The following is a 25,442-nucleotide window of genomic DNA, read 5'->3' as shown; positions in this document are numbered from 1 at the left end:
TGGCTCAGCCGCGACGGGCGGTCGCGAGCCGGACGAAGTCAGCGGTGGTCAGCGTCTCGCCGCGGGCTGCCGGGTCGATTCCCGCGGCCCGGAGCGCCTCTTCCGCCGCGGGAGCACTACCGGCCCAGCCCGCCAAAGCGGCCCGCAGAGTCTTCCGGCGTTGTGCGAAAGCCGCGTCAACGACGGTGAAGACCCGCTTGCGGAACTCGGTATCGGTGGGCCAGGGCGATTCTTCGTAACGGTCGATCCGGACGAGGCCGGACATCACCTGCGGCGCGGGCCAGAAGACGTTCTTGCCCACCGAACCCGCCCGCGACACAGTGCCGAAGAAGCCGGCTTTGACGCTCGGGACCCCGTAGACCTTGTTGCCGGGGCCCGCGGCGAGCCGGTCGGCAACCTCGGCCTGCACCATGACGAGCGCGGTCCGCAGCGTCGGCAGTTCGGCCAGCAGATGCAGCAGAACCGGCACGGACACGTTGTACGGCAGGTTGGCGACGAGAGCCGTCGGCTGGACGTCGAAATCCGCGCGCCGTACTCGCAACGCGTCCGCACCGATGATTTTCAGCCTGTGAGCCTCTGAGGCGGCGCGTTGGGCCACTGTGTCCGGCAGGCGGCCGGCAAGAACGGGGTCGATCTCGACGGCGGTCACCGAATCGACGACATCGAGCAGCGCGAGCGTCAGCGATCCCAGGCCGGGACCGACCTCGATGACCGCATCGTTCTCATCGACGCCGGCGACGTCGACGATGCGCCGGACGGTGTTCGGGTCGTGGACGAAGTTCTGGCCGAGTTGTTTCGTCGGACGGATGCCGAGTTCCTCGGCGAAAGTGCGGATCTCGGCGGGACCGAGCAGCGAAACCGTTCCTCTAGCCCGGCTCACTGGGTCTGTTCCGTCGTCGTCACCCTGCAATCAGAACAAACCGAGCTTGCCCGAGCAAGCAGGCCAGGCTCCCCACCCCTGCCCGTTGAGCACGCGCTCGGCAATGGCGATCTGCTGGTCCCGGCTGGCCAGGTCCGCTCGGGGCGCGTACGCACCGCCGCCGTAGGCCTGCCACGTGCCTTGCGTGAACTGCAGACCGCCGTAGAACCCGTTGCCGGAATTGATCTGCCAGTTGCCGGTTGCCTCGCATTGCGCGAGGGCGTCCCAGTTCGAATTTCCGGTGACGGGGGCTGGCGGTGGCGCGAAGTTCTGGGTGCGCTCCGGTTCGGTAGTGGTCGGTTTTGGTACCTCCACAAACGACGACGGCGGAGCATTTTGCTCCGTCGTCGTTTCTGACGTTGGTTCCGGGACCGCGAGGTCCGCGATATCAGAACGGGACTTCTCGTCGGGGATCGTCGCCACGTCGGGCTCCCACGCGATCACATCGTCGTCCGACGCCGCTGCCAGAGGAGGCACGACAGCCTCGAGCAGGGCCGCTGAGTTCGCCGTCCGGACGTCGGAGTGCGACAGAGTGTGGCCGGCGACGCCGCCGACACCCAGAACGAGCGCTGACGCACCCAGAACGATTCGTGTTGTCGTGAAGACCGGTTCGACCTTGCGGGCATGCCGACCGACGACACGGGCATGCCCAACTACTCGGCGATGCTTCGCGACCCGGTAATGCTGGCCCATGGTCACGGAAGGCTAATGAAATAACGGCGGGGATATCGGTGAATTGACGTAATCAATTCACCGATATCCCCGATATATACCGTCTGACCAGCGGTTTCTTATTCAATTATAACAATTGATGCGGATCGTTCATTCTTATTACAAGATCATCACGAACATCATTGGTCACATTGTTAACGCAATCCCAATTGCGATGAACACGATGGCCAAGCGCCCCAACCCTGGGCCGCGCGGACCTTTTCCGCGATCGCGATCTGCTGCTCACGCGATGCGAGATCTGCCCGGCCCGCATAGGCGCCACCACCGTAGGCATCCCACGTTCCCTGCGAGAACTGCAGTCCGCCGTAGTAGCCGTTGCCGGTGTTGATCGCCCAGTTCCCACCGGATTCGCACTGCGCGATGGAGTCCCACGTCGCGCCGTTGCCGACTTCCGGCGCCGGTGCCGCAACGGCCGCGATCGCAGCGACTTCCTTCGTGCCGATCCGGACGGTCTCGGCCGTTCCGGCCACGAGGACCTTCTGGCCGACCTGTTCACGCGACACCTCGGTGCCGTTGACTGTCGTGACCTTGAAGGTCACCTCCTCGGTGCCGACCGTTCCCGGAACGTCGACGATGACGACACCGGAGTCGAGGTTCGCGTCGTACGTGACATTCTGCGGCGGCGAAGCCGGACGAGTTTCCGTGACCTCCGTCGTGCGGTTTCGCGTCACGTAGATGTCCGGAGCGGTCCACACCGGCGAATCCGGAGCGGGTGACATCGAGTCGGCCTGCTGCAACGGAACGCCCGCGATCGCGAGGAAGGTACCGAGGTTCGGTGCGGCGAGAGTCAGCCTGCGCGGCTCGGCATTGCCATCGTGGATCGTGACGGTCCACGGCCAGTAGACGTCGATACGCCCACCCTCGATCGGCAGCGGGGCCTTGCGATCGCCCACCACGAAGACATCGGACGGGAAGTTCAGCTGCGCGAGCGCTTCATCTGCGGTAGCGCCCGTGGTCACGAAGTCCTTCGCGTTGCCCTCGGTCACGATGGTGACCTTGCGCGAGCGCTTCAGGGTGATCGTTGCACTGTCGGCAACCTGGGAGGTCAGCGCAGGGGCGACGACGTCGCCTTCCTTCACCGAGTATCCGGCGTCCTTGAGAATCGCGTCGACATTGTTGTCCCACGTCGAAACCTTTTCCGATTTCCCGTCAACCACAACCGTCACTGCATTCGCAGAAGCGACTGCAACGATTCCACCGGCCAGGATCGCGATGAGAAGGGCACCGATTGCGGCATAGAGCCACACGGTCCTCGACTGAGTTATTCGAGCAATTCCGGCCATGGTCACAGGACAGTAACGAGGAATAGTGAACCTCGCCACCTCTGTGACGCGCATCATAACGGTTTGGTTACATTCAATGTCCGCAAAAACATTGATTGACCTGCATTAATGCAAGTTGAAAACTTTTTCGGAGTTCTTGGTCACAATCACGGACAGATCACGCGGATCAGCCCCACGTAGCTCTGCCAGCGCAGATGCGGTGTAGGGCAAGCAGTATGACTCGTTCGGGGCACCTCGGAAGGGGTGCGGAGTGAGGTACGGGGCGTCCGTCTCGACCAGGATCAGGTCGTCCGGAACGAGCCTCGCAGCCTCGTGGAGATCCTTCGCATTTCGGAAGCTGACGGTCCCCGAGAAACTCAGGTAAAACCCCAGGTCAACGCATTCTTTGGCCATCGCGGCATCGCCCGAAAAGCAGTGGAAAATGACCGAATTCGGCGGACCTTCCGATCGAAGAATGGTAAGGACGTCCGAGTTTGCATCGCGATTATGAATCATTAACGGTTTGTTCATATTCTTGGCGAGCTCAATGTGCCAAGTGAACGCCGATTTCTGTTCTTCGATTGTGGCGCAGCCCTCGAGCTTTCCCGGCCAGAAGTAGTCCAGGCCGGTCTCCCCCACCGCCACGACCCGCTCATCCGCCACCAAGCGCTCTACCTCGGCTTTCGCCGCATCGTCGAGCGCGTTGGCCCGCGTCGGATGCAGCGCAACAGCCGCGTAGACGCGCGAATCCCAATGCGCCGCCTGCACCGCAAATCGCGCGGCCTCGATGTCGTCGGCGACCGTGACAACTCGTCCCACACCGACCGATTCGGCGCGATCGACGATGGTTGCCACCGATGCGGCGTCTGTCGCGCCACACGCGTCGAGGTGCGTGTGGGAATCGACCAGCGGCGACAGCGGCTCCGGGAGTGCGGGCGCAGGACGGTTGAAAGCCATGGCTACTACAGTATTGGTCACCATGACTGACACACGTCCGCCGTTTTATGTGACCACGGCTATCGCCTACCCCAATGGCAAGCCCCACATCGGTCACGCGTACGAGTACATCTCCACCGACGCGATCGCTCGCTTCAAGCGTCTCGATGGCTTCGATGTGTTCTTCATGACCGGCACGGATGAGCACGGCCAGAAGGTGCAGCAGTCCGCCGCCAAGGAGGGGCTCACCCCGGGCGAATTCGCCACCCGCAACTCGGACGTGTTCGAGAAGCTCGATGGCATCCTCAACATCTCGTTCGACCGCTTCATTCGCACGACCAACCCGGACCACAAGGTCGCGAGCCAGGAAATCTGGAAACGCATGGAGGCGGCCGGGGACATCTACCTCGACAGCTATTCCGGCTGGTACTCGATCCGCGACGAAGCGTTCTACACCGAGGGCGAGACCACGCTCCAGCCCGACGGAACGCGCCTCTCCACCGAGAGCGGAACGCCGGTCGAGTGGACCGAGGAGTCGAGCTACTTCTTCCGCCTCTCGAACTACCAGGACAAGCTCCTCGCGCTGTACGAGAACCAGCCCGACTTCCTCGCTCCGGCCACACGCCGCAACGAGATCTCCAGCTTCGTCAAGAGCGGGCTCAAAGACCTTTCTATTTCGCGCACCACATTCGACTGGGGTGTCGAGGTCCCGAGCGACCCGGCGCACGTTATGTACGTCTGGGTCGACGCGTTGACGAACTACCTCACGGGCGCGGGATTCCCGGACGTCGAGTCCGAGTCCTACCAGCGCTATTGGCCCGCCGATCTGCACGTCATCGGCAAGGACATCACCCGGTTCCACGCGGTCTATTGGCCGGCATTCCTCATGTCGGCCGGTCTGCCGCTGCCCAAGCGCGTCTTCGCGCACGGATTCGTGAACATCAAGGGCGAGAAGATGTCGAAGTCGGTCGGCAACGTCGTCGACCCGGTCGACATCGTCGGGCAGTTCGGGCTCGACGCGGTGCGCTTCTTCCTGCTTAGGGAGATCTCGTACGGCCAGGACGGCAACTACAGCCACGAGGCGATCGTGACGCGCATCAACGCCGACCTCGCCAACGAGTACGGCAACCTCGCGCAGCGGTCGCTGTCGATGGTCGCGAAGAACCTGGACGGCATCGTTCCGACGCCGGGCGAGTTCACGGCGGAAGACACCGCGCTGTTGGCGCAGGCCGACGACCTGTACGCCAAGTGCAAGGAGCACTTCGACGTACAGGCACTGCACCTCGCCGTCGAGACGCTGTGGGCGATGCTCGCCGAGACGAACCGGTACTTCTCCGCCCAGCAGCCATGGGTTCTGCGCAAGACCGACCCGGCACGCATGGCGACTGTGCTCTACGTGACCCTCGAGGTCGTCCGCCAGGTCTCAATCCTCGTCCAGCCGGTGATGCCGGATTCGGCCGCGAAGCTGCTCGATCTGCTCGGCTGCCGAGAGTCGGAGCGCTCCTTTGCAGCACTGCAGAACCGCTTGGAGGCCGGCCGGTCGCTACCGGCGCCGAGCGGTGTCTTCCCGCGGTACGTCGAAGCCGAATAATCACGCCGAGCCCGGAAGCTTGGGCGCGACGGACGTGTACCGGTGGCCGGTCGGAGTCTTGATCTCGAATGAGTGCCGCTCACCATCAACGGGTTTGGCACTGAAGCCGGGCGATTCTTCGGCGTAGTTGCAGCCCTCACAGACGCCAGCGCCGTTCTCCCCACTGGTGGCACCGCCATGCTGCTTACCCAGGATGTGGTCCCGGTGCCGGATCGGGGCACCGCAAAACGGCATCCGACACGTGTCATCGCGAATGTCGATGAACTCGCGCAGCTTCTGCGGAAAGAGCCGTTTGCGCGATTCCATCGCGACCAGCTCACCCGTTGTCGGCCGCACATAGAGCCGTCGGATGAATCGGGCTCCCTTCTTGATCCACCGACGGGCGATGACCGTGGGAACCGGACCGAAACCTGGAATCGTCGCCGGTTCGCAGTCGCCGGCGAACAATGCGTGGTCGTTGATCGTCAGGTTCACCGTCAGCGGAACCTCGTCGGCGTGGACGAGGCCGGTCAGCAGCTCGACGAACCGGTCCGCCTCGATCTGGCTGTGTGACCGCCCATCACCGCGCGCCTTGGCCGCATCGGCGGCACGCTTGAGCGCCGCCTTGACCGCGACGCCTTGGATCAACGGGACCAGCGCCGTCACGTAGGTCATCGCGTCCGGCGCCGGACGCACACTGACGTGCCGTTCGTTGAGCGCTCGCTCATGCCTCTTGACCACCGCCTCGGGCTCCAGTTGATAGGCGAACTTCTTGATCTCCTGCTCGAACTGACGATCGCTCCACCCATCAAAGGTCGTGGCATCACCACAAATCAGCTCATCGATCCGCGCGCGATCCTCCCGCGTGAGGTAGCCCGTCTCACGAGCCAGAATCGTCGCCCGATATTCGGTCAACACTCCCTCGCGCATGCGATCGAGGGCGCGCGGCATCTCCGCGACCAGGGCCTTGCCGAGCCCCAGGTGCAGATTGCCCCGCTTCGGCGATTCGCGCCGAGCCAGCCCGATCTCCAGGCCGACGCCCTTGCCCTGCCGGTGTTGTGGCAGGCCGGCGGCAGCGTGCTTTTTGCGCACCGAGGCATCGAGTGCCGCGGCCTCCTCGGCTTGGGCGGCGGACAGCGCGTTCTTGGCGCGTTCGTACAGCGCGATCCGGTCGATACGGGTGGCGTCGTCGACGTCCGACTTCCGGTTCGGCAGCCAAACGATCAGGTCTTCGAGTTCGATCACGTGTTCGAAGTTATACCGACCCTCCGACAAGTTCCGGAGCCGGAAAAGGCCCATCTACCTGCAACAATAGGAATCGCACACGATCTCGAGATCGCAGCTGAATAACGCTTTCAGCCGGATCCCGGCCCGAGCGCAGGAAGTTGTCAGACCCCGGGTGCAGACTGCGTGACATGGCCCACACTCGCACGCTTGTTCGACCCGCTTCGATCCATGTCAACCCCGCCGCCCGCTCTGATGGCTGGGCAGTTCTCGATGCTCTTTCCTTCGCTTACGAACGCGGCTGGCTACCCGCCGACCTCATCCATGTGACGCGGCAGTCGCTGGGTACGGCCGAGGTGCGGTTGGCCGCATCGGCGATCCTCTATCACGCGAATGCGTGCCGCATCTACAAAGCCGCGCCCGCTTCGTGGGTCCGTCAGCTTCGCACTATCAGCGACCAACTCGGGGAGCGCCCGCTCGAGTCCTCCACACCGATCCAGCGCTCCGCGCTCGGCGCGCTGTGGCGCGGTCTGCCGAGCCTGTCCAGCGTCGGGTATCCCGCTCCCTCGGAGTGGCCGCGGGTGCGCGCACCACGTCGAGGCAATGCCGGACGCGTCGCGCCGGTCGTCCTCGCCGAGGTCGAGTCGCTGTTGATGCAAGCTGAGCAGGCGATGTTCGGCGAGGAGTCCGAGACTCTGACCGCAACGGCGCAGACCCTGCTGAGTCGTCACGCGGCCGTCGCTCGTCCGGGCCGCGGGGTCGAACCGACCATCAACAGTCGGCACTTCCACATCGAGGCGCCCTTCGCGAGCGAGAAGCTCCTCCTGCTCACATCGGTCGCGGCCGCAAACCAAGCCCGGGTCGCCTGGCACGCGAAGGTCGGCATCGCGACCGTCGTTGGCACCACGGCCTCCCTGAATCACGTTGCGATTCTTTACGGCTCCCTCAAGCGTCAAGCGGAGATGGCCGTCGGAAGGACCCGGGAGAAGGGCAAGACGACGATCAACCAGCGCAAGTCCTTCTTGTACGGCTACGCGGTTCGGATGGGCGTGCGACTGGCACTCGCGGACCGCAACGGCGCTCGGCAGGCTGCCGAACCCGGCGGCCCGGCGGCCGGCACAGTGGAGATCTACCGCCACGTAGACAGCAAACGCGCCAACGACACCTTCCAACGGATGCTGTCGCGATTCGCCACCGCCGAAGATCCTGGCTCGGCCGACCTGCGCAAAGCAGTCCAGACCGCGGCTGCCGGCCGAATCCTGCCGCCGATCTCCGCGCGGGCCGGCTAGGGCATGTCTGACATGCCCTACCCCTTGCGGGCTTCGAGCACGGCCTCGTACAGGTCACGTTTGGAGACGGTCCCAATGGCGACCTGGGCGCAGGCGTCCTTGAGCCGGACTCCGGACTCGACCAACTCGTCGACCTTGGCGATGAGTTGGTCGACGTCGACCTCCACTGGGGCCGTCGAACCCTCGACGACGACGGTGATCTCACCGCGGACTCCCTCAGCGGCCCATTCGGCCAACTCCGAGAGAGTGCCGCGACGGGCTTCCTCGTAGGTCTTGGTGAGTTCTCGGCAGACCGCAGCGCGGCGGTCGGCCCCGAGAACCTCGGCAGCATCGGCGAGACAGTCGGCGATGCGGTGCGGCGCCTCGAAGAAGACGATCGCACGTGGTTCGGCCACGAGCGCGCCGAACCAGGACTTCCTCTGACCGCTCTTACGCGGTGGGAAGCCCTCGAAGCAAAAGCGGTCGACAGGCAGTCCGCTGAGCGCCAATGCGGTCGTCACCGCAGACGGTCCGGGCAGGCACGTCACCGGCAGCCCGGCCTCGACGCACGCCGCGACGAGCCGATATCCGGGATCGCTGAGCGAGGGCATTCCGGCGTCGGTGACGAGCGCGACCGTCTTACCGGACTCGATATCAGCCAGCAAAGAAGGGATACGCGCCTGCTCGACATGGTCATAGAAGCTGACAAAGTGGCCGCGAACTTCGAGGCCGAGACTCGACGCGAGTTGCCGGGTGCGCCGAGTGTCTTCGGCCGCAATCACATCCGCAGTCGACAGCAATTCACACAGACGGGGCGTTGCGTCACCCAGATGTCCGATTGGCGTACCCGCGAGAACCAACCGACCGGGTGCACTCTCAGGAGCCGACATTCTCCACAGCATACGATCGTCGGGTGACCCTCCTGGACTCGCGGCCAACTACCCGACCTTCGGATCGGATCATGATCAGTCCGGCACCGACGGTTCCGCAGGAACTGCCGATGCCGAACGATCGGCTCGAGGCATGGCTCATCACCCTCGTGCTCACTGTCCTGGCTGCCATCACGCGATTCACGATGGTTCAGTCGCCGACCGACGCCAGTACCCCGGTCTTCGACGAGAAGCACTACGCGCCGCAGGCATGGCAGGTGCTGCAGAACGGTGGTATCGAGGACAACCCCGGCTACGGACTCGTCGTCCACCCGCCGTTCGGCAAACAGTTGATGGCCATCGGCGAGGCGATCTTCGGCTACTCCGGACTGGGCTGGCGATTCTCCGCGGCGGCCTGCGGCACGATTCTCGTGCTGCTCGTCATCCGGATCGTCCGTCGTCTCGCGCGCTCGACGATGATCGGCGCCTTCGCCGGCGTCCTCATGATCTGCGACGGTCTGATGTTCGTGTCGTCCCGGATCGGGATGCTCGACATCTTCCTTGCCGTCCTCGTCGTGGCGGCACTGGGCTGTCTGGTCGTCGACCGCGACGATGTGCGGGCACGCATGGCGAAGGTCTATGCCGAAGGCCGGATCGAAGACAGCCCCTGGGGCCCGCGTCTGGGCATCCGGTGGTGGCGGTTCGGGGCCGGCGTCCTGCTCGGTCTCGCGTGCGCCACCAAGTGGTCCGGTCTGTATTTCGTCGCCTTCTTCGGCGTCATGTGCGTGGTGATGGACTACCTCGCGCGGCGCGCGTACCGCGTCCAACGGCCGCTCATCGGTACGGCACTGCGCGACGCGATTCCCGCTCTGTATGCACTGGTCGCGGTCCCGATCGTCGCGTATCTCCTGACCTATGCGCCGTGGTTCGCCAGCGAGTTCGGCGTCGGGCGCTACGTCGTGGGAACGAAGATCGGCACCGACGGGCCTTACGCCTGGCTACCGGACGGCCTCCGATCGCTCTGGTACTACAGCGGCAATGTCCTGAAGTTCCACGAGGAACTCACGAATTCGGCCGGAAACCGGCACCCGTGGGAGTCCAAGCCGTGGACGTGGCCGATGGGCCTGCGCCCGATGCTCTACTACTTCTCCGAGGGCTCGAAGACCTGCACGGAGTCGGGCTGCATCCGCGCCGTCATGGCGGTCGGCACCCCCGCGATCTGGTGGTTGGCGCTGCCCGCCTACTTCTGGGGTGTCTGGCGTTGGCTCGTCAAGCGGGACTGGCGCTACGGGATCGCGGTCGTCGGGTACTCGGCGGCACTGCTCCCCTGGTTCACGGTTCTCGACCGACAGATGTACTACTTCTACGCCGTCGCCATGGCGCCGTTCATGTGCATGTTCATGGCCTTGGCGATGGGTGAGATCGTCGGCCGGGCCCGAAACGGCGAAGAACGGCGCAAGACCGGTCTTCTGGCGGTGTCGATCTACCTCGGAATCGTCGTCGCCAACTTCATCTGGCTGTACCCGATTCTGACGGCGATGCCGATTTCACCGGCCACCTGGAACTCCGAACTGTGGCTGCCTAGCTGGCGCTGAACGCCGCCGTCACGAGCGCCAGCGCCTGGCTCTGAGCGATCCCCAGCTTGCGCATCACGGTCGCGAATTCACCGGCCGCCCGGCCCGCTTCGTCAAGCACCGGGTCACCCGTCGATGCGATGAACGACCCTCCGCGCCCGCGAGTTTCGATGACACCGCGCTTCTTGAGTTCCTCATAGGCACGGGCGACAGTGTTCGGTGCGCGCCCGATCTCGGCAGCCAGTTCGCGGACCGTGGGAATGCGTGCGCCGGCAACAAGCTCGCCGGCCCGAATCTTCTCGATAATCGCCTGACAGACCTGTTCATACGGTGCGATCTCGGCCACCACGAACCTCCGGGCAGAATGACACACATGGCTGACGTGACGATCTACCACAACCCGCGTTGCAGCACCTCACGCACTGTTCTGGGGACGCTACAGGACGCGGGACTCAACCCGACGATCATCCGATACCTCGAAACGCCGCCCGACGAGGCGACTCTGCGGCGGCTGCTGACGGACGCGGGTCTCCAGCCCAGCCAGGCGATTCGCAAGAAGGAATCGCTCTATGCCGAACTTGGTCTGGCCGGAAAGTCCGAGGATGAACTGCTCGCGGCGATGGTCGAGCACCCGATTCTCATCGAGCGTCCGATCGTGGTGACGCCGAAGGGAACGCGGTTGGCCCGCCCGGCCGGCGCAATCAACGAGATCCTCTAGTCGGGCAGCACCGAGCTGAACTTGTTGTTGGCCTGCTGCATGACGAATTCGTAGGGCGCGGCGAACTTCCGCGCCCACCAGTACCCGAATTCGATGTCCCGGCTGGTGTAGACCATAAAGCGGTTCTTCTCGATGCCCTCGACGATCTTCGCGGCGGCCTGCTCCGGCGTGATCGCGGCTTTGACGAACAGGTTCACGTACTTCTGGATCTTCGGATCAGCCCGGTCGACGCCGGCGATCTCAACGGTCTCGACAAGTGGAGTCTTCACCGCGCCCGGGACCACCAGGTGCACCTTGATGTGGTGCCGCTTGAGGTCGAATCGCAGCACCTCGGACAGCCCGCGCAGACCGAACTTGCTCGCGCTGTAGGCCGCGTGCCACGGCAATGCGAGCAGACCAGCCGCCGACGACACGTTGACCAGGTGGCCGCCGCGCTTGGCCGCGATCATCGGCGGGATGAACACCTCGATGATGTGGATCGGGCCCATGAGGTTGACGTCGATCATCGAACGCCAATGCTTGTGTTCGAGGTTCTCGACCGTGCCCCACGCCGAGATGCCGGCAACGTTCATGACGATGTCGAGGCTGCCGTGCGCGTCGTGGACTTGTTTACCGAACGCCACCACCGTCTCGTAATCGGTGATGTCAAACGCCCTGAACATCAGGACTTTTCCGCCGGACGCCGTGATCGAAGCGGCGACCTCGGCGAGACCGGAAGCGTTCACATCGGTGAGAACCAACTCCGCGCCCTTGCGTGCCGCCAATTCCGCAGTCGCGCGGCCGATGCCGCTCGCAGCTCCGGTGATGAATGTCTTCTGGCCGTTCAGCGCGCTGCTCACGCTGTCACAGTAACCGCGATCACCCGGTGAGCGCTGAAAGCATGCCGTCGACCGAAACCGGCCAGCTGAACTGCTCGGCACGCTGACGCGCGGCGAGCCGCCGCTCGACGGGAGGCATCGTCAGGACTCCGCTCACCGCCGTCGCGAACGCCTGCGGGTCATCGGCCGCCACGGCACCGCAGTCGGCGGTGACGATCGACCCGAGCGCCGACGACTTCGACGCGACCACCGGAGTCCCCGCGGCCAATGCCTCAAGCGCGGCCAGGCCGAACGTCTCATGCGGTCCCGGAGCGAGCGAAATATCGGCGGTCGCCAACAGCGTCGCTAACTGGTACCGATCGCCGATGAACCCCGAGAAGCGCACTGGGAGACCGCGAGCCCGACGCTCGAGAGACTCCCGGCGCGGACCATCACCGGCGATCACCAGACGCGCGTCGACCCCGGATCGCCGCAGCTCGGCGAGTGCTTCGATACTGCGATCGACCCGTTTTTCCACCGACAGCCGACCACAGTGGACGAGCAGTGCTCTCGAAACGTCCGCTAGTTCGGTGCGGAGTTCGTCGTTGTGCCGGTCGGGGGTGAAGAGGTCGAGGTCGACGCCCAGCGGCACTTCGCGAACATTGTCCGCACCGATCCGGTCGAACTCCTCGCGCGCGAAACCCGTCGTGCACACGACGGTGTCGTAGCTCGCGGCTGTGTCCTGGTTCGCGATGTCGGCGAGCGCCTGTGCGGCCGACTCCGGCAGCGCCTGACCGAGCAACCGGTCGAGCCGTTCGTGGCTGATCATGACCGACGCGACGTTGCGCCGCCGCGCCCATCGTCCCAACCCGCGGAGCGTCAGCCGGTCGGACACCTCGATCGCGTCCGGGTGCAACCCGCGCAGCACATCCGCCACACGCCAGGGGCTCACCGCCCGGTATCCCCCGGTGAACGGGATTTCCATCGCCGGCAACGTGATCCGAAGAGTGCCGCCTGGAAGCACCTCCTCGGCATAGCCGGGCCCGGGCACGATGAGGATGACTTCATGGCCACGCTCGTGGTAGCCGGCCCCAAGACTGTGCAAGGCCGTCCGGAGCCCACCTGACCGGGGGCCGTAGAAGTTCGCCAGCTGCACAATACGCACGTCAATATGGTTGAACGCACGAATGGATGTGCCCTTACAAGTGGGCCAACGACCGATGAACTCAGCCGCGTCGAGCAGTGACCTTGATCAACCCCTGAGCCGGAAAGTCACGGCTGACAAGAGTCAGCAACGCGTCGGCATCGACCCAACCGCTGCCCGGGAAGCACACGCGCAAGGGCACGGATTCCCGCTCGGAGTCCGCGGCGAGTCGGTCGCACGCGTGCGCCAACGCCTGCGCGGAGTCCGGGTCTATCGTGGGCCGTTCCCGGGTCCAGCGGTCCAGCGGCGAGGCCGGTGCCGTGAGCCATTCGTAGACGAACCTCGAGTTGAGGCTGATACGCCCGATCCCATCGTCGGACAGCGCCGCAGCCGCACGCATCGTCGCCGAGTCGACGGACGGCGCGGGCGGAAGAGCCCCCGAGATGTCGTGGAAGAGCGATCGAATCCGCTTGAACCCGTTGTCAATCCACGCTCGGGACACGAGCTGGAGATGCCGGCTCTCAGATTCTCCGTGACGCACCGAGAGCTCGCCCTCCCACGCGGCCGCGTCCTCGAACTGCGCCGCGAGGCCCATGAGCCCCTGCCAGTCGTCGAACCGCAGAACACGCTGGAAGAAGTCGGTGGCCATCATGGTCGGGCGTTGTTCGCCAGCCGGAATGCCTAGGATGGAGCCCTGTAAACCAGGGCCCTGATGAGCGACCATCGACTCGAAATCCCACACGCTCGCAGCGACGGTTCGGCGTGCAGGCGGTGACATATCCGCAGGCCCAGCCCACATCTGAACGCCGAGAACCGCGGCTGTCGTCGTGCGGACCGGAATAGCGATGACTCGGATCGGACCCCGTTTGGTGTCGAGAAGCCGCTCCTGACGGTCCGACGATGTTCGGCACGCCGCGATGACCTCGTCGAACAACGACGATGCGGCCGGGCCCAAATGCTGACGTACCCGCCGGACGCTCGCGAAAGACTTCCGGCGAGCTCCGTCAGCAACCACGGCCGGCCCTGCAGCGGGGTGCAGCGTCTCGATCAGAAACCATTCAGGGACAGCGGTTTCAGTTGCGTCGTTCGAGTCCATCCCCCGTCCGCACCTACTTCCGCGTATGCGTGGCTACTTTCCCAACGATGCTATGGCGTCCGAACATCTCACCGATACCGACCTCCCGATAGTGAACGGGTGAAAAGATCAGCGGGTGAAGCGTTTGCTGGTCCGCCTGGGTTTGTTGATCTCTCGCTACAAGATCGTCGGCTCGACCGACGAACCGCGCGGAATCTTCGTCGGGTATCCCCACACGTCGGCCTGGGACTTCTTCGCCGGAGTCGCCGTCATGTGGCATCTCGGGCTGAGCATGAAGATTCTGGTGAAGAAAGAAGCGTTCAAGGGGCCGATGGGCTGGCTGGTGCGTCGCCTCGGCGGGATTCCGATGGATCGCCAGAACCCGGGTAACGCCGTTGCAGACCTCGCCGCAATGGCTCGCGAGTCCTCCGGCAGATTCGCCATCGTGCTTGCTGCGGAAGGCACGCGAGGCGAGACCAAGTATTGGAAGTCAGGTTTCTATCGAATCGCCCAGCAATCGGGCCTGCCGATCATCCTGTCCTTCATCGACGGTCCGACAAGGACAATCGGCGTCGGGCCGGTGTTTCATCCGAGCGGCGACATCAAAGCTGACATGGAGATGGTTCGCGCCTTCTACGCCGACAAGCACGGAATCAAGCCGAAGGAACTCGTTCCCCCACGCCTGCGCGAGGAAGACGCCGCCTAATCAGGAGTGGCGTGACGCCCGTGCCGCTTTCAGCAGTGTGACCGCGACTCGCGGCGCGTAGACCAGGAACTTCAGCGGTCGATAAACACGAGCCGCAACCAGGCCTGCCCGGCCTCGCTTGGCGACCGGATACCGGTATCGGAGCTCGTCGGCCGAGGGAAAGACCAGGTGGAACGCCTGGCGCAACCGACGGCCACTCCCCTCGGTTCGCTGCAACCGGTGCACAACGTGCAATCCATACCGCAAGGACAGACTCTCGTCGGTGAGCGCCGATCTTTCGAGCGCGCCCACGAGCGAGGCCGGCACGTCGAGGTCGAGCCGTTCGAGCAGGTCCGGACCGGACTTGTGGCGAGCTATGCCATCCACGAACGCGGAACGGCAACCGAGCGCATCAGCGCGAGCCACGGCCTCGACCCAAGTCGCATGATCGAAGATGTTCAGCGCGCGTTCGAGGTCATCGTCCTCACGACTGCTCCGCGTCTGCACCGCGTTGTGCAGCGCCACGATCAACGCCGTGGCGGGCGCATCAGGAATTCGGACCAGGGCATCTGCAATGCTGAAGTCGACCGCGGTGGTGCTGAGCATGTCCCACCATGCATTCCAGTCCTGGACCCCATGAAAGCCTTGATGGACGTCGATCGCGGCGCCGCTGCGCTCATGAGTAAGCGGCACTTCGAGCGTTATCGCAGATTCCGCGGGATGCAGGTCACCTCGATCCAGACCGCACCCGTGCGCCGCAAGACATTGCTGGGTACTGACGAAATCCGCGGGCGCGACGACGAGGTCGATGTCCCGATAGGAGCGCGTGTGCGGGTCATCCGCATAGAGGTAATGAACGGTCGCTGGACCTTTGACGAGGACGACCGGAATCGAATTCGCCGTAAGAATCGCGATGATTTCGACCGCGACGGCGTCGAGTCGCAACGTCTGGAATGTCGTTCTTAACAATCCGCTGGGAAGAATATTGTCCAAGGTTGAACCTCCCGTCCAGCGGATAGTATCCGGGCATGGTTGCTGAGTTTGATCAGCATGACAATTCACCGCTGCAGCCATCGACGATGCTGGCAATTGCACCCGGCGTGCTCGCACGAAGCAGCGGGTCGGAGATGGTGCTGCTCGAACCGTCAACCGAGCAGTTCTTCGGCCTCGAGGGTGTCGGTGCTCGGATCTTCGAACTTCTGCGCGAACAACGTCGGTTCTCGGATCTGGTCGACATCCTGCTGACCGAGTACGACATCGATCGGGCCACGCTCGAGAACGACGTTTGGGCCCATGTCGAGGACATGGTTCGGGCGAATCTGCTGCGCTTGGTGGTCTGATTGAGCGGGTTCGCGGCGCTGCTCACCGCGCGTGAAATTCCGCCAACGATCGTCGATGGCGTCCGCGAACACATCGCATCTCGCGGGCGCCACGGGCTCTCAACCGAGACTTCAGGCCCATGCGTTCTCCTACATTCCGCACTGTGGACAACGCCCGAATCCACGGCCGAGCGCCAACCCCAGCGCCACACCAATCGCGAGTTCTGGTTGACCGCGGATGCGCGGATCGACAATCGGCGGGAGTTGCGGACCACGCTGCACGGGCACGTTCGCCACCCGCTCGAGACCGACGCCGACCTAATCCTCGCGAGCTACGAATGTTGGGGTCAGCGATGCGTCGACCATCTCATTGGCGACTTCGCATTCGCGATCTGGGACGCTGAGCGCGCCGAACTGTTCGTCGCGCGTGATCCGTGCGGCATGCGGCCCGCGTTCTATGCCACCACCGAAAACGGATTCGTCGCAGCTTCCACGATTCAGTCGGTTCTGGCCGTCATCGATGGAAGTCCGACCATCGATGAGGACTACCTCATCGGCTACCTCGCGGACGTCACACCACGGGACCGAACCATATGGAACGGCATACGCCGCCTCGCCCCGGGGGAATCCCTGGTGGCAAATGAGAGCGGCACGCGCGTGTGGACGTACTGGCAGCCGGACCTCGACTCACATGACCTGTCCCTCACCGAGACCGCCGAGACTGTTCGCAGGTTGTTCGATGACGCCGTCGAATGTCGAATGCGGACCACCGACGGTGTCTCCAGCCAGCTCAGCGGTGGATTCGACTCGACTACAGTGACCGCGACCGCGGCGCGCTTCACCACCGACCTCCAGGCCGTGTCGTTGATCTATCCCGATTTCCCCGGCACGGACGAGTCAGCCCACATCGACGCGGCGGCCGCGCATATCGGTCTCGATCCGCATCGCATCGACGGCGGAAAACTGGCACCCAGCGACCCAAGCGCGTGGTCCACCGCATTCGGCGAGCCTTTGTACTCGGCGGACGCGCCGGACACTGCCGCGTGCCTCGAGGCAGCGGCAGCCAGTGGGCGATCGGTCCTTCTCATCGGTGGCGGCGGCGACGACTTGTTGTATGGCTCCGAAACGGCGACGTTCGACCTGGTCATGCAGCGACGTTTGGTCTCGGCGTATCGCTGGGCCGCCAACGACGGCCTCTCGTCAGGTGCCGCGACGGCATACTTCGCGCGTTCGATGCTCGGCTCCGTTGTCCGGAGGAGTTCTGTGCTCAGACGACTACGGGAACGACAGCGAGTCCAGGCTGCACAGGTGCCGTGGTTGCGGACCGACACCCCGCCGCCGCCGACACCAAGGGCTTGGATTCCACGCGGCCGTTCCGAACGATTGACCCTCTTCACCGACCGTTCCTGGGCGCAGTACCCGACCGAATTGACGAACTGCCTGGCCGCCCAATCCGGGGTCGAGGTTCGCGACCCGTTCACAGATCGACGGTTCGTCGAGTTCATTCTCAGAACTCCGGAGGAACACATTCGAGTCGGCGGCCGTTACCGCGGATTGCATCGAATCGCCTTTCGCGACCGGCTTCCGGCAACGTTGCTCAGCCGAACCGACAAGGCCGAATTCTCGGGACCTTATCTAGCCAAGATCTACCGAACGTTCACCGACAGCGACGCTATCGAGGCCTTCGAAGCTCTCGGTGACCGAATCGCCCAAGAGTCTTATCTGCGGGGATTTCGACGTCAAAGCGACGCATTCGCGGTCGCAGACGTACCGTTCGGTTTCTATCTCTGGGCTGGATTGTCAGCTGGAACGTTTCTTTCGACCCACGGTTCCCAGGGCAACCAATAGTCCAACATTCAATTGCGACTTCAACTAGCGTGTGTACAACGTTTGACTGATCAGACTGAGCGAGGCTCACATGCACCCCCCTGCCGAGAAGAAGCCTTATGCCCGACCCGAGTTGAAGCGCTTCGGTGCCGTGACCCGACTCGTTCAGGGCGCCAGCGGCCTGCTCGCCGATGGCGTCTCGGGCCGCCGACGCAAACTGTAGCCACCCGCAGGCAGCTTGTCCGGCCGGAGTCGGAACCCCCTTGAACCGCTATCACGCTTATGGCCTCGAAGTCTCGAGCGACCGTGCGATCGCTGCGCTCGTCCGCAAGGACGCCGCGCCGCTCGCCGACGTCGCCGTGATCGACGCCAAGATCGACACCGAAGGATTGTCGTTCGCACCGCTCGAAGATGCGGACGCAAGCGACGCGTGGGTCGCATATTCCTGGGATACCAATCGAACAGTCATCCGTTTTCCAGGAGTGACGGCCGAGTTCGACCTCCACCATCGCCAGATCAAGGTCGACGATTCGAGCGCGGACGAAGGCTACGCCGAGCACGTGGTGCTCGACCACGTACTCCCCCGATGGCTCTCACTGAGCGGCGACCTGGTTTTGCACGGCAGTGCCGTAGCGACTGCCCGGCACGCCGGCATCGCCTTCATTGGCGACACCGGTCGCGGCAAGTCGACGACCGCCACGGCTCTGGCCATGCGGCGTTGCTGGACGTTGCTCGCCGACGATGTCTGCCGAATCATCGACCCGCAAAGCACCCCGCTGATCGTGCCGAGCTACCCGGGAGTGCGACTGACCTCCCAGAGCCGCACCGAACTCACGCCGGATTACGCGAGCACTCCGCTCGCCGCGGGGTCGGACAAGGGACGCGTATGCCCCGACGTCGCCCCCGTCTACGGGCCCGTTCCGTTACGGCTCGTCGTTGCCCTCGGAGAAAACAGCGCAAGCCTCGATGCTCGACGGCTTGGACTCGGTGAGGCGACCGCGACGCTGGTGCGCAACATCTTCCACCAAGCTCGCACTCTCGGCGACATCGCACCTCAGGCCTTTCTGCTGGCCAGCGAGGTGGCGGCGGGCATTCCCTGTTATCAAGTGGACTTTCCACGCCAATGGGGCGTATTCGACGACCTGTCCGAACTGCTCGAATCTCTCGTCTAGCGATGGACGGGTGGCGGACTCTTCCGCGCAACACACGCACCGCGGTCCGGCTGGTTCGCCAAGCCGCACCGCGCGAGTACGCCGTGCATGTGGCCACCTCAGTTGCGTCCGGGATCGCACTGCTACTGGTGCTGCTCAGCGGTCGTGAACTCCTGATCAGACTCGCCCCCGCAAGCGAACTTCCCCGGGTATCCGCGCTGGTACCAGTTGTTCTTCTCCTTGGTGCGGCGGCCCTCATCTCAACCTGGGCATCGGCGATCCAGACTTCACGCGAAACGATCCTGAGCCAACTCGTGGTCCGGCGTGCGACCGATCGCATCATCGATGCATCAACCGCCGTACCGCTCGCCGAGTTCGAGTCACCCGACTTTCAAGACCACTTGCGACGTTCGCTCGACCAGTCCTCGTATCGCCCGTGGGAGGTTGCGCAGGCCGTCGGCCAACTCGCGGCGGCCCTCGCCGGCGCTGGCGCAGTCGCGGTCGTACTGCTCGGAGTCATGCCGATCCTGGTTCCGGTCATCGCCATCGCCGGCATCCCGCTATTCATTGCGGCGACCCGCAACAGCCGGACCCTGTTCCAGGCATACCAGTCGGTGACACCCATCGCGCGCGAGCGGATTTACCTCGAATCAGTGCTGACCGGCCGTCGCGAAGCCCCCGAGATTCGTACCTTCCGCAGTCAGAACCACCTGAAGCAGCGCTATGCGGCGTGCTACGACCGCGAGATCGACGCCCTGCGTCACGCCGGCCGAATCCGTGCTCGACGAACAATCATCGCGGGCACTGCGTTCGCCGTCGTCTCGGTGGCGGTGCTTCTGTTGCTGGTGATTCTGACCGCGAACGCGAAGGTCTCTCTCGCGGATGCAGCGGTCGCCGGTGTCGCAGTGCAGCAGCTCGCGTCCCGCGTCCGCGGCGTCAACGGTGCCATAACGGCGATCCAGGAGAATGCCGTCTTCTTGACCGACTACGAAGAATTCCTCGACCGGACTCGGCGGGCTGGTGCGGTGCCGCGCCAACCGGTCACCCAGGCAGGCAACGCCGGACTCGACGACGTGTGGTTCACCTACCCCGGGGCGTCGCAACCAGCGCTCAAGGGTGTCGACATCGACATCCGGCCTGGCGAATTCACTGCCCTCGTCGGACCCAATGGGTCGGGAAAGTCGACGGTGGCCAAACTGATCTGCGGCCTTTATGAGCCGCAAAGCGGGTCGATTCACCGTACGAGCGATGTGGGCGCGGTCTTCCAGGACTTTGTCCGGTACGACATGTCCGCGGCCGAGAACATCGGACTGGGCAACCCGGACCGAATGTCTGATCGAAGCGCCGTCGTGGCCAGCGCGGCAGCGGCCTCCGCGGACGGCTTCATCGCCGACCTTCCCCGTGGCTTCGACACTCGCCTCAGTCCGGCTTACGAAGGTGGCGTAGACCTTTCGATCGGTCAATGGCAGCGGCTCGCAATCGCCCGCGCGCTCTTCAGCGATGCAACGTTGCTCGTCCTCGACGAACCGACCGCATCGATGGACCCGATCGACGAGCACGAACTGATGGACAACTCGACCGGTGCGTTTGCGGGTCGGACCGTCTTGCTCATTTCGCATCGGTTCTCGAACGTCATGCGTGCCGACCGCATCTACGTCCTCGATGAGGGCCGCGTCATCGAACACGGAACCCACGCGGACCTGATGGCTCGCGGTGGCGCTTATGCGTGCATGTTCGACGTGCAGGCCGCCACGTACTCGGAAGCGGTCCGGTGAGGCGGGACCCGGCTCTCGTTGTCCAGGCGGCGGTGATCCTTCCCGCCATCGCGATTTTGCTACGTGTGGTCGGCCTTCGGCGAACGCGAAAAGTTCTTCGCCTGGACGGGGCGTCCGAATCAGGCGACGTACCAGAAGCGGTCCGGCGCAGTGCCGCCGCAGTCGCCACGGTGGTCCGGCACAGCCCCTCGACAGTGCGGTGCCTCCCGAGATCCCTGGCCGTCGCCTACTTGTCGCGCCGACGCGGCCACCATCTCGACATCGTCATCGGCATTGCGCCCGGAACAGGGGATCTAGCAGCCCACGCCTGGGTCGAATTCGCTGGCATTCCCGTCAACGACACCGCAGACGTCCGCGAGCGGTATGCCGTACTCGCGCCGGTCCAGCAGATTTAGGGCATAAGAAAACCCGACCAGCAGAAGCTGGCCGGGTTTAACTCAAGCTCTATCAGAGCGGACGAACGTTCTCCGCCTGCAGGCCCTTAGCGCCCTGGGTGGTGGCGAACTCGACGCGCTGGTTCTCCGCGAGGGTGCGGTAACCATTCGTCTCGATTGCCGAGAAGTGAACGAACACGTCCTGGCTGCCGCCGTCCGGGGTGATGAAGCCGAAGCCCTTTTCAGCGTTGAACCACTTGACGGTTCCCTGTGCCATGTGAATTGCTCTCCCTATTACTTCGGGGTTTAGGTGGCCGCACCGTGCGGGATCACCTGGTTTTGCGCCCCGGCCAGTGGCCGAGTCCGACGCCGCAACAACACTCCAGCGCGAACTACGTGAAGGAAGATTGCAAGCAACCGCTCTTGAGTGTAGTCGTGAAAGACCCCGGTTGCGAACCGGGGTGCGGCGTAGATCACATAGGCTGTTCGGCGAGTCTCACAGTCACACGCCGAATCAGCCCATATTTCCGGCTTCCGGTGAACGAAAATCTCGCGCCCTGGCGGCGATCGCCGGCGCTTGAGGATTCCAGCAAGTCCACAGATCCAAGCCCCAGGGTGGCAACCTCCGCCCCCTAGGGTGCCTACTTTCGGCGTCTCGACAGGCAGATTCTCAAAGGGAAGTACCAATTGGGGCCGCCGCCCCGACCCGAGGAGCTAGCTATGTCCCGGAAGACGACCCTCTCCAGTGTCGGCATCGCATCGGCCGCCGCCACGGCAGTCTTGGCGATCGGTGGAGTGGGAGCAATCGTTCTGTTCTCGAGCGACAGCGACGCGACATCCCCGACCCACCCCCATCCGGCTGCGGTCACCCACATTTCCACGGCTCCGCAGGCTCAGACCGCGCACCTCGACAACAGCCAGGTCGGCCAGTTGAAGCCCCCGCCCCCGCCGGAGCCGCCCGCACCGCCACCGTCGGAGTACACCCCACCCGCTAACCCGGTCCCGCTGACGAACGACAACAACGGAGGGCAGGCCCCCGACAACAACAACGGCGGCGGTTACACCCCGCCTCCGGCGAACAACGACGGCGGCAACAACGGAGGTGGCAACAACGGAGGTGGCGGCTACACCCCGCCTCCAGCGAACAACGACGGCGGCAACCAGGACGACCACCACAACTCATGCGATCGGGACCGCGACTGCGACCGTCACGATGACGATCACCACGACAATGACCGTCACGACAATGACCGTCACGACAATGACCGTCACGACAACGATCACCACGATGACGACCACCATGACAACGACCACCGCGGGCACTGGAACTGGCACTGACCGGGCGCTGTTCGCGCAAACCGTCAGAGCGAGGTCGGACCGTCCCCTCCGTGCCGATTCAGCATTCGGACGGTGCCGTTACGCAGATGCAGAACGATCGATGACGGCGTCTTGGACGACGCGAGGGCGTGCAGGTGCTGGAGCGCCTCGGCCAAGTTCGAATGTTTGTCGATCGGGCGCACTCCGTGCTGGCACACCCAATGGTCGTCACACTCTTCGACGAGATGGAAGTACCAAACCATAGGCCTTTTCTACGGGCCCACAGCAGTCAAACCGTAGGGTCCAAAGGCCTTAAAAGTCCTCGAGGTCACCGACCGGCGTGTGAGAACAGCGTCGAGGACGCGTACGCAGCGGGCGCAGCGCTCGAGACAACGGGCACCGGTGTACTACGCGGCGTTGCCACGATCTTCGACAGAAGCGCGAGATAGTCGTCGATCATCCGGTCGGCGCCGAAGCGTTCGACGGCGTCTTGCCGGCATGCCTTGCGGTCGAGAGTCTCGACCTGGCCCACGCGCAACACCGCTTCATCGATGTCGGAGACGAGGAAGCCGGTCTTACCGTTGCGAATCAACTCCGGCATCGAGCCGAGCGGGGTTGCGATGACGGGAGTTCCGGTCGCGAGCGACTCGACGACCGACAAGCCGAACGGCTCGGCAAAACCGACAAGGTGCAGCAGGGCGCGCGCCCCACCGAGCAGTCGGTTGCGTTCGGCCGGACCGACGGCACCAACAAAACGCACGTTATCGCCGTCGATGTGCGGTTCCACCTGCTCACGGAAATACTCTTCGTCCTGAATAATTCCGGCGATAACGAGAGGCAGGCCGGCTCGTTTGGCGACCTCGATCGCCTGATGTGTTCCCTTTTCCGGATGAATTCTGCCGAAGAACAACAAATAGTCACCGGACGTGCCGACGAAACTGAATTGCGATATTTCAATCCCGTGATGAATTGTCGCGTCGTAGGTCAGGTCGGCGTGGCGGTTCGCCGCACTTATCGCGACATAGTGCGCAATATCGTTGTACGCCTGGTAAACCGGAACAATTTTTTCCGACGAGAAGCCATGAATTGTCGTCACCATCGGAGTGGCAACGAGCCGACTGTAGGTCAGCGGCATGAAGTCGAAGTGATTGACGATGACATCGAAGTCGCTCGCACGCTCGAACACCGCCGCATTGTGCAGGGCCTCGCTGACCTTCGCATCCACACCTGCGGACTCTTCATAACCTGTGGGAACGGTCGCCGAGAGCTTCGCCGACGTCGTCGAGTCTGAGGTTGCGAACAGTGTCACATCATGCCCCCGCGCGACGAACCCCTCGGCCAGCGTCGACGCAATCTGCTCCCACGGCCCGTAGTTGGTCGGCGGCAGACGGTGTGCGACCGACGCAATAATGGCGATCTTCACATGATCTCCTGGATCTGAATTACAAAGAATTTGGACGTTTCGCTGCCGCAGAAATGTGGCGCCGTCTCGATAAGCCAACCGTACCAGGTTTCCTCGTCCGTCAGATTTTGGCACGCGGTGCTATGCTGACCAGAGTCGACTGCTTCATCGAATGCAGCACTCTGACCGACTTTCACGTGATCAATCCAGTCGTCCGGTGACGCCGGTGCGGATTCTCATGCGCCTCCGCGCAACACGAATTGCCAGCTGAGTGGCTACGCCCTGCCCATTTTGTGGCATGTCCGACAAGAAGGACTGGCCTGATGTCAGCAATTTCCTATGGAATCCTAAGCACCTACCCTCCTACCCAGTGCGGGCTGGCTACCTTCACCGCCGCCCTCGCGGACTCGCTCGCCGACACGGAGACCTCCTCCCGTTCGTCGAGCCCGGTCGGAATCGTCTCCATCGTCGACTTCCCGCACGAGGCACCAGCCGACCCGAATGTCACGCATCGCTGGGTCCGCGGCGCACCGCGAGCCGGGATCCACGCAGCGACCGCGCTCAATCGCTTTGACGTCGCGATCATCCAGCACGAGTACGGCATCTTCGGCGGTCGCGACGGTGGAGACGTTCTGGAAGTTGTTCACGCGCTCACGGTTCCGGCGATCGTCGTCATGCACACCGTGCTGACGAACCCCACCACCCATCAGCGCGCAATCCTGCAGGCGCTGGCCCACATGAGTGCCGTGGTCGTCACGATGACGCAGACTGCGCGACGACGACTGGTCGACCTGTACTCGGTCGACGCTGCCAAGATCCGCGTGATTCCGCACGGTGCCGACGACAACCGCCGTCCGCTGAAATACGAAGCAGGCGATCCACTGACGCGGACACCCCTGATTCTCACGTGGGGTCTGCTCGGGCCTGGCAAGGGCATCGAATGGGCGATTGATGCGATGGGACACATCGCGGACCTGCGGCCGGCGCCGCAGTACCGCATCGTCGGTCAAACTCATCCCCGCGTACTGGAACGCCAAGGTGAGGACTACCGCGCGAGTCTGGCGAACCGCGCCCGACTCCTCGGAGTCACCAAGTCCGTGCACTTCGACGCCCGCTACCTCGGCCGAAGCGAACTTTCGCGAATGGTCCGACAGGCCGATGTGGTGCTCCTTCCGTACGACGCGCGCGATCAGGTGACCTCCGGAGTGCTCATCGAGGCGATCGCAGCCGGCAAGCCCGTCATCGCGACCGGGTTCCCCCATGCCCGGGAACTGCTGTCTTCCGGTGCTGGAATCATCGTGGAACGGCAGGACTCGAACAGCATTGCCGCTGCTCTGCGCAGGCTCTTCACCGAGCCCGGCCTCGCCGTTGATATGGAGGCCGAAGCCCGACGTATCGCGCCGGATCTGCTGTGGCCCGCCGTCGGACGGCAGTATCGCGCCATCGGTGAAGACCTGCTCCGCGCCGACTCCACGCTCGCAACAGCGTGAGCGGACTGCCGACG

The 25,442-nt window shown here is 63.9% G+C and carries 26 protein-coding genes and 1 pseudogene; 13 read left to right on the top strand and 14 right to left on the bottom strand.

Features of this window, described 5'->3' with window-relative positions; translation table 11 throughout:
* Positions 1-4 precede the first annotated feature (4 nt).
* The 4 genes and pseudogenes from rsmA to F600_RS0102350 all read right to left on the bottom strand — a co-directional run bounded on the left by rsmA (position 5) and on the right by F600_RS0102350 (position 3,870).
* Complete coding sequence (gene rsmA / locus F600_RS0102365) at positions 5-880, bottom strand: 16S rRNA (adenine(1518)-N(6)/adenine(1519)-N(6))-dimethyltransferase RsmA (RefSeq protein WP_026306088.1); 876 nt, start codon at positions 878-880, stop codon at positions 5-7.
* Positions 881-910: 30 nt separating this feature from the next.
* Positions 911-1,156 (bottom strand): annotated as a pseudogene (locus tag F600_RS32240) (transglycosylase family protein); the annotation flags it as partial.
* Between the two features lie 629 nt (positions 1,157-1,785).
* The gene (locus F600_RS0102355; RefSeq protein ID WP_026306087.1) at positions 1,786-2,934 is read right to left on the bottom strand and encodes a resuscitation-promoting factor; all 1,149 of its coding nucleotides are present in this window, start codon (positions 2,932-2,934) and stop codon (positions 1,786-1,788) included.
* 105 nt (positions 2,935-3,039) lie between these two features.
* Entirely contained in the window at positions 3,040-3,870 is an 831-nt protein-coding gene (locus tag F600_RS0102350) for a TatD family hydrolase (RefSeq protein ID WP_018158976.1), read from the bottom strand.
* A 22-nt stretch (positions 3,871-3,892) separates the two neighbouring features.
* Between F600_RS0102350 and metG the strand changes: the two genes are divergently transcribed.
* Positions 3,893-5,440 carry a methionine--tRNA ligase gene (gene metG, locus F600_RS0102345; protein ID WP_026306086.1) on the top strand — a complete coding sequence of 516 codons (1,548 nt, stop codon included), beginning with the start codon at positions 3,893-3,895 and terminating at the stop codon, positions 5,438-5,440.
* On the opposite strand, the gene F600_RS0102340 is transcribed toward metG, so the two are convergent.
* Positions 5,441-6,664, bottom strand: a complete 1,224-nt coding sequence (locus F600_RS0102340; RefSeq protein ID WP_156024372.1) for an HNH endonuclease — start codon at positions 6,662-6,664, stop codon at positions 5,441-5,443.
* 170 nt (positions 6,665-6,834) lie between these two features.
* Between F600_RS0102340 and F600_RS26495 the strand changes: the two genes are divergently transcribed.
* Positions 6,835-7,932, top strand: coding sequence for a hypothetical protein (locus tag F600_RS26495; RefSeq protein ID WP_018158973.1), 1,098 nt, complete (start codon positions 6,835-6,837; stop codon positions 7,930-7,932).
* 17 nt (positions 7,933-7,949) lie between these two features.
* On the opposite strand, the gene rsmI is transcribed toward F600_RS26495, so the two are convergent.
* Positions 7,950-8,801 (bottom strand): 16S rRNA (cytidine(1402)-2'-O)-methyltransferase, encoded by an 852-nt coding sequence (gene rsmI / locus F600_RS0102330; RefSeq protein WP_026306084.1) that lies wholly within the window; start codon positions 8,799-8,801, stop codon positions 7,950-7,952.
* A 71-nt stretch (positions 8,802-8,872) separates the two neighbouring features.
* Between rsmI and F600_RS0102325 the strand changes: the two genes are divergently transcribed.
* Complete coding sequence (locus F600_RS0102325) at positions 8,873-10,375, top strand: dolichyl-phosphate-mannose--protein mannosyltransferase (protein WP_018158971.1); 1,503 nt, start codon at positions 8,873-8,875, stop codon at positions 10,373-10,375.
* Here the strand turns inward: F600_RS0102325 and F600_RS0102320 are convergent.
* Complete coding sequence (locus F600_RS0102320) at positions 10,362-10,700, bottom strand: GntR family transcriptional regulator (protein WP_018158970.1); 339 nt, start codon at positions 10,698-10,700, stop codon at positions 10,362-10,364. The two genes, F600_RS0102325 and F600_RS0102320, sit on opposite strands and share 14 nt — an antisense overlap.
* An 18-nt stretch (positions 10,701-10,718) precedes the next feature.
* On the opposite strand from F600_RS0102320, the gene arsC reads away from it, so the two are divergent.
* Positions 10,719-11,072, top strand: a complete 354-nt coding sequence (gene arsC, locus F600_RS0102315) for an arsenate reductase (glutaredoxin) (RefSeq protein WP_026306083.1) — start codon at positions 10,719-10,721, stop codon at positions 11,070-11,072.
* On the opposite strand, the gene F600_RS0102310 is transcribed toward arsC, so the two are convergent.
* The 3 genes from F600_RS0102310 to F600_RS0102300 form a co-directional block, all read right to left on the bottom strand.
* Positions 11,069-11,911, bottom strand: coding sequence for an SDR family oxidoreductase (locus F600_RS0102310; protein WP_018158968.1), 843 nt, complete (start codon positions 11,909-11,911; stop codon positions 11,069-11,071). The genes arsC and F600_RS0102310 overlap by 4 nt on opposite strands.
* Before the next feature lie 19 nt (positions 11,912-11,930).
* On the bottom strand, positions 11,931-13,034 hold the full coding sequence (locus F600_RS0102305) for a glycosyltransferase (protein ID WP_026306082.1): 1,104 nt from the start codon (positions 13,032-13,034) through the stop codon (positions 11,931-11,933).
* A 61-nt stretch (positions 13,035-13,095) separates the two neighbouring features.
* On the bottom strand, positions 13,096-14,109 hold the full coding sequence (locus F600_RS0102300; RefSeq protein WP_018158966.1) for a GAF domain-containing protein: 1,014 nt from the start codon (positions 14,107-14,109) through the stop codon (positions 13,096-13,098).
* A 115-nt stretch (positions 14,110-14,224) separates the two neighbouring features.
* Between F600_RS0102300 and F600_RS0102295 the strand changes: the two genes are divergently transcribed.
* Positions 14,225-14,794 (top strand): 1-acyl-sn-glycerol-3-phosphate acyltransferase, encoded by a 570-nt coding sequence (locus tag F600_RS0102295; protein WP_018158965.1) that lies wholly within the window; start codon positions 14,225-14,227, stop codon positions 14,792-14,794.
* Here the strand turns inward: F600_RS0102295 and F600_RS0102290 are convergent, their stop codons facing one another.
* Complete coding sequence (locus F600_RS0102290; protein ID WP_081628675.1) at positions 14,795-15,847, bottom strand: nucleotidyltransferase family protein; 1,053 nt, start codon at positions 15,845-15,847, stop codon at positions 14,795-14,797.
* Between F600_RS0102290 and F600_RS0102285 the strand changes: the two genes are divergently transcribed.
* The 6 genes from F600_RS0102285 to F600_RS26485 all read left to right on the top strand — a co-directional run bounded on the left by F600_RS0102285 (position 15,802) and on the right by F600_RS26485 (position 21,240).
* A complete protein-coding gene (locus tag F600_RS0102285; protein ID WP_018158963.1) occupies positions 15,802-16,113 on the top strand; it encodes a PqqD family protein in 312 nt (103 codons plus the stop codon). The genes F600_RS0102290 and F600_RS0102285 overlap by 46 nt on opposite strands.
* Positions 16,114-17,940 (top strand): asparagine synthetase B family protein, encoded by a 1,827-nt coding sequence (locus F600_RS30000; protein ID WP_018158962.1) that lies wholly within the window; start codon positions 16,114-16,116, stop codon positions 17,938-17,940.
* Positions 17,941-18,010: 70 nt separating this feature from the next.
* Positions 18,011-18,142: a hypothetical protein gene (locus tag F600_RS32535; RefSeq protein WP_018158961.1), complete on the top strand. Its 132-nt coding sequence runs from the start codon at positions 18,011-18,013 to the stop codon at positions 18,140-18,142.
* A gap of 40 nt (positions 18,143-18,182) precedes the next feature.
* A complete protein-coding gene (locus F600_RS0102270) occupies positions 18,183-19,091 on the top strand; it encodes a hypothetical protein (protein WP_018158960.1) in 909 nt (302 codons plus the stop codon).
* A 2-nt stretch (positions 19,092-19,093) separates the two neighbouring features.
* Positions 19,094-20,845, top strand: a complete 1,752-nt coding sequence (locus F600_RS0102265) for an ABC transporter ATP-binding protein (RefSeq protein ID WP_018158959.1) — start codon at positions 19,094-19,096, stop codon at positions 20,843-20,845.
* Positions 20,842-21,240 (top strand): lasso peptide biosynthesis B2 protein, encoded by a 399-nt coding sequence (locus F600_RS26485; RefSeq protein ID WP_018158958.1) that lies wholly within the window; start codon positions 20,842-20,844, stop codon positions 21,238-21,240. The genes F600_RS0102265 and F600_RS26485 overlap by 4 nt, the downstream gene beginning before the upstream one ends.
* 52 nt (positions 21,241-21,292) lie before the next feature.
* Here the strand turns inward: F600_RS26485 and F600_RS0102255 are convergent, their stop codons facing one another.
* Positions 21,293-21,496, bottom strand: a complete 204-nt coding sequence (locus F600_RS0102255; RefSeq protein ID WP_018158957.1) for a cold-shock protein — start codon at positions 21,494-21,496, stop codon at positions 21,293-21,295.
* Between the two features lie 443 nt (positions 21,497-21,939).
* On the opposite strand from F600_RS0102255, the gene F600_RS31455 reads away from it, so the two are divergent.
* Positions 21,940-22,557, top strand: coding sequence for a hypothetical protein (locus tag F600_RS31455; RefSeq protein ID WP_018158956.1), 618 nt, complete (start codon positions 21,940-21,942; stop codon positions 22,555-22,557).
* 23 nt (positions 22,558-22,580) lie between these two features.
* On the opposite strand, the gene F600_RS0102245 is transcribed toward F600_RS31455, so the two are convergent.
* Complete coding sequence (locus tag F600_RS0102245; RefSeq protein WP_018158955.1) at positions 22,581-22,799, bottom strand: hypothetical protein; 219 nt, start codon at positions 22,797-22,799, stop codon at positions 22,581-22,583.
* Between the two features lie 65 nt (positions 22,800-22,864).
* Positions 22,865-23,959, bottom strand: a complete 1,095-nt coding sequence (locus tag F600_RS0102240) for a glycosyltransferase family 4 protein (RefSeq protein ID WP_018158954.1) — start codon at positions 23,957-23,959, stop codon at positions 22,865-22,867.
* 302 nt (positions 23,960-24,261) lie between these two features.
* On the opposite strand from F600_RS0102240, the gene F600_RS0102230 reads away from it, so the two are divergent.
* A complete protein-coding gene (locus tag F600_RS0102230) occupies positions 24,262-25,428 on the top strand; it encodes a glycosyltransferase (RefSeq protein ID WP_018158952.1) in 1,167 nt (388 codons plus the stop codon).
* Positions 25,429-25,442: the final 14 nt, after the last annotated feature.

Source organism: Smaragdicoccus niigatensis DSM 44881 = NBRC 103563 (genome assembly GCF_000380645.1).
GTDB classification, from domain to species: Bacteria; Actinomycetota; Actinomycetes; order Mycobacteriales; family Mycobacteriaceae; genus Smaragdicoccus; species Smaragdicoccus niigatensis.
The sequence above is the reverse complement of the archived record's forward strand: the minus strand, read 5'-3'. Positions and strand labels throughout refer to the sequence as shown.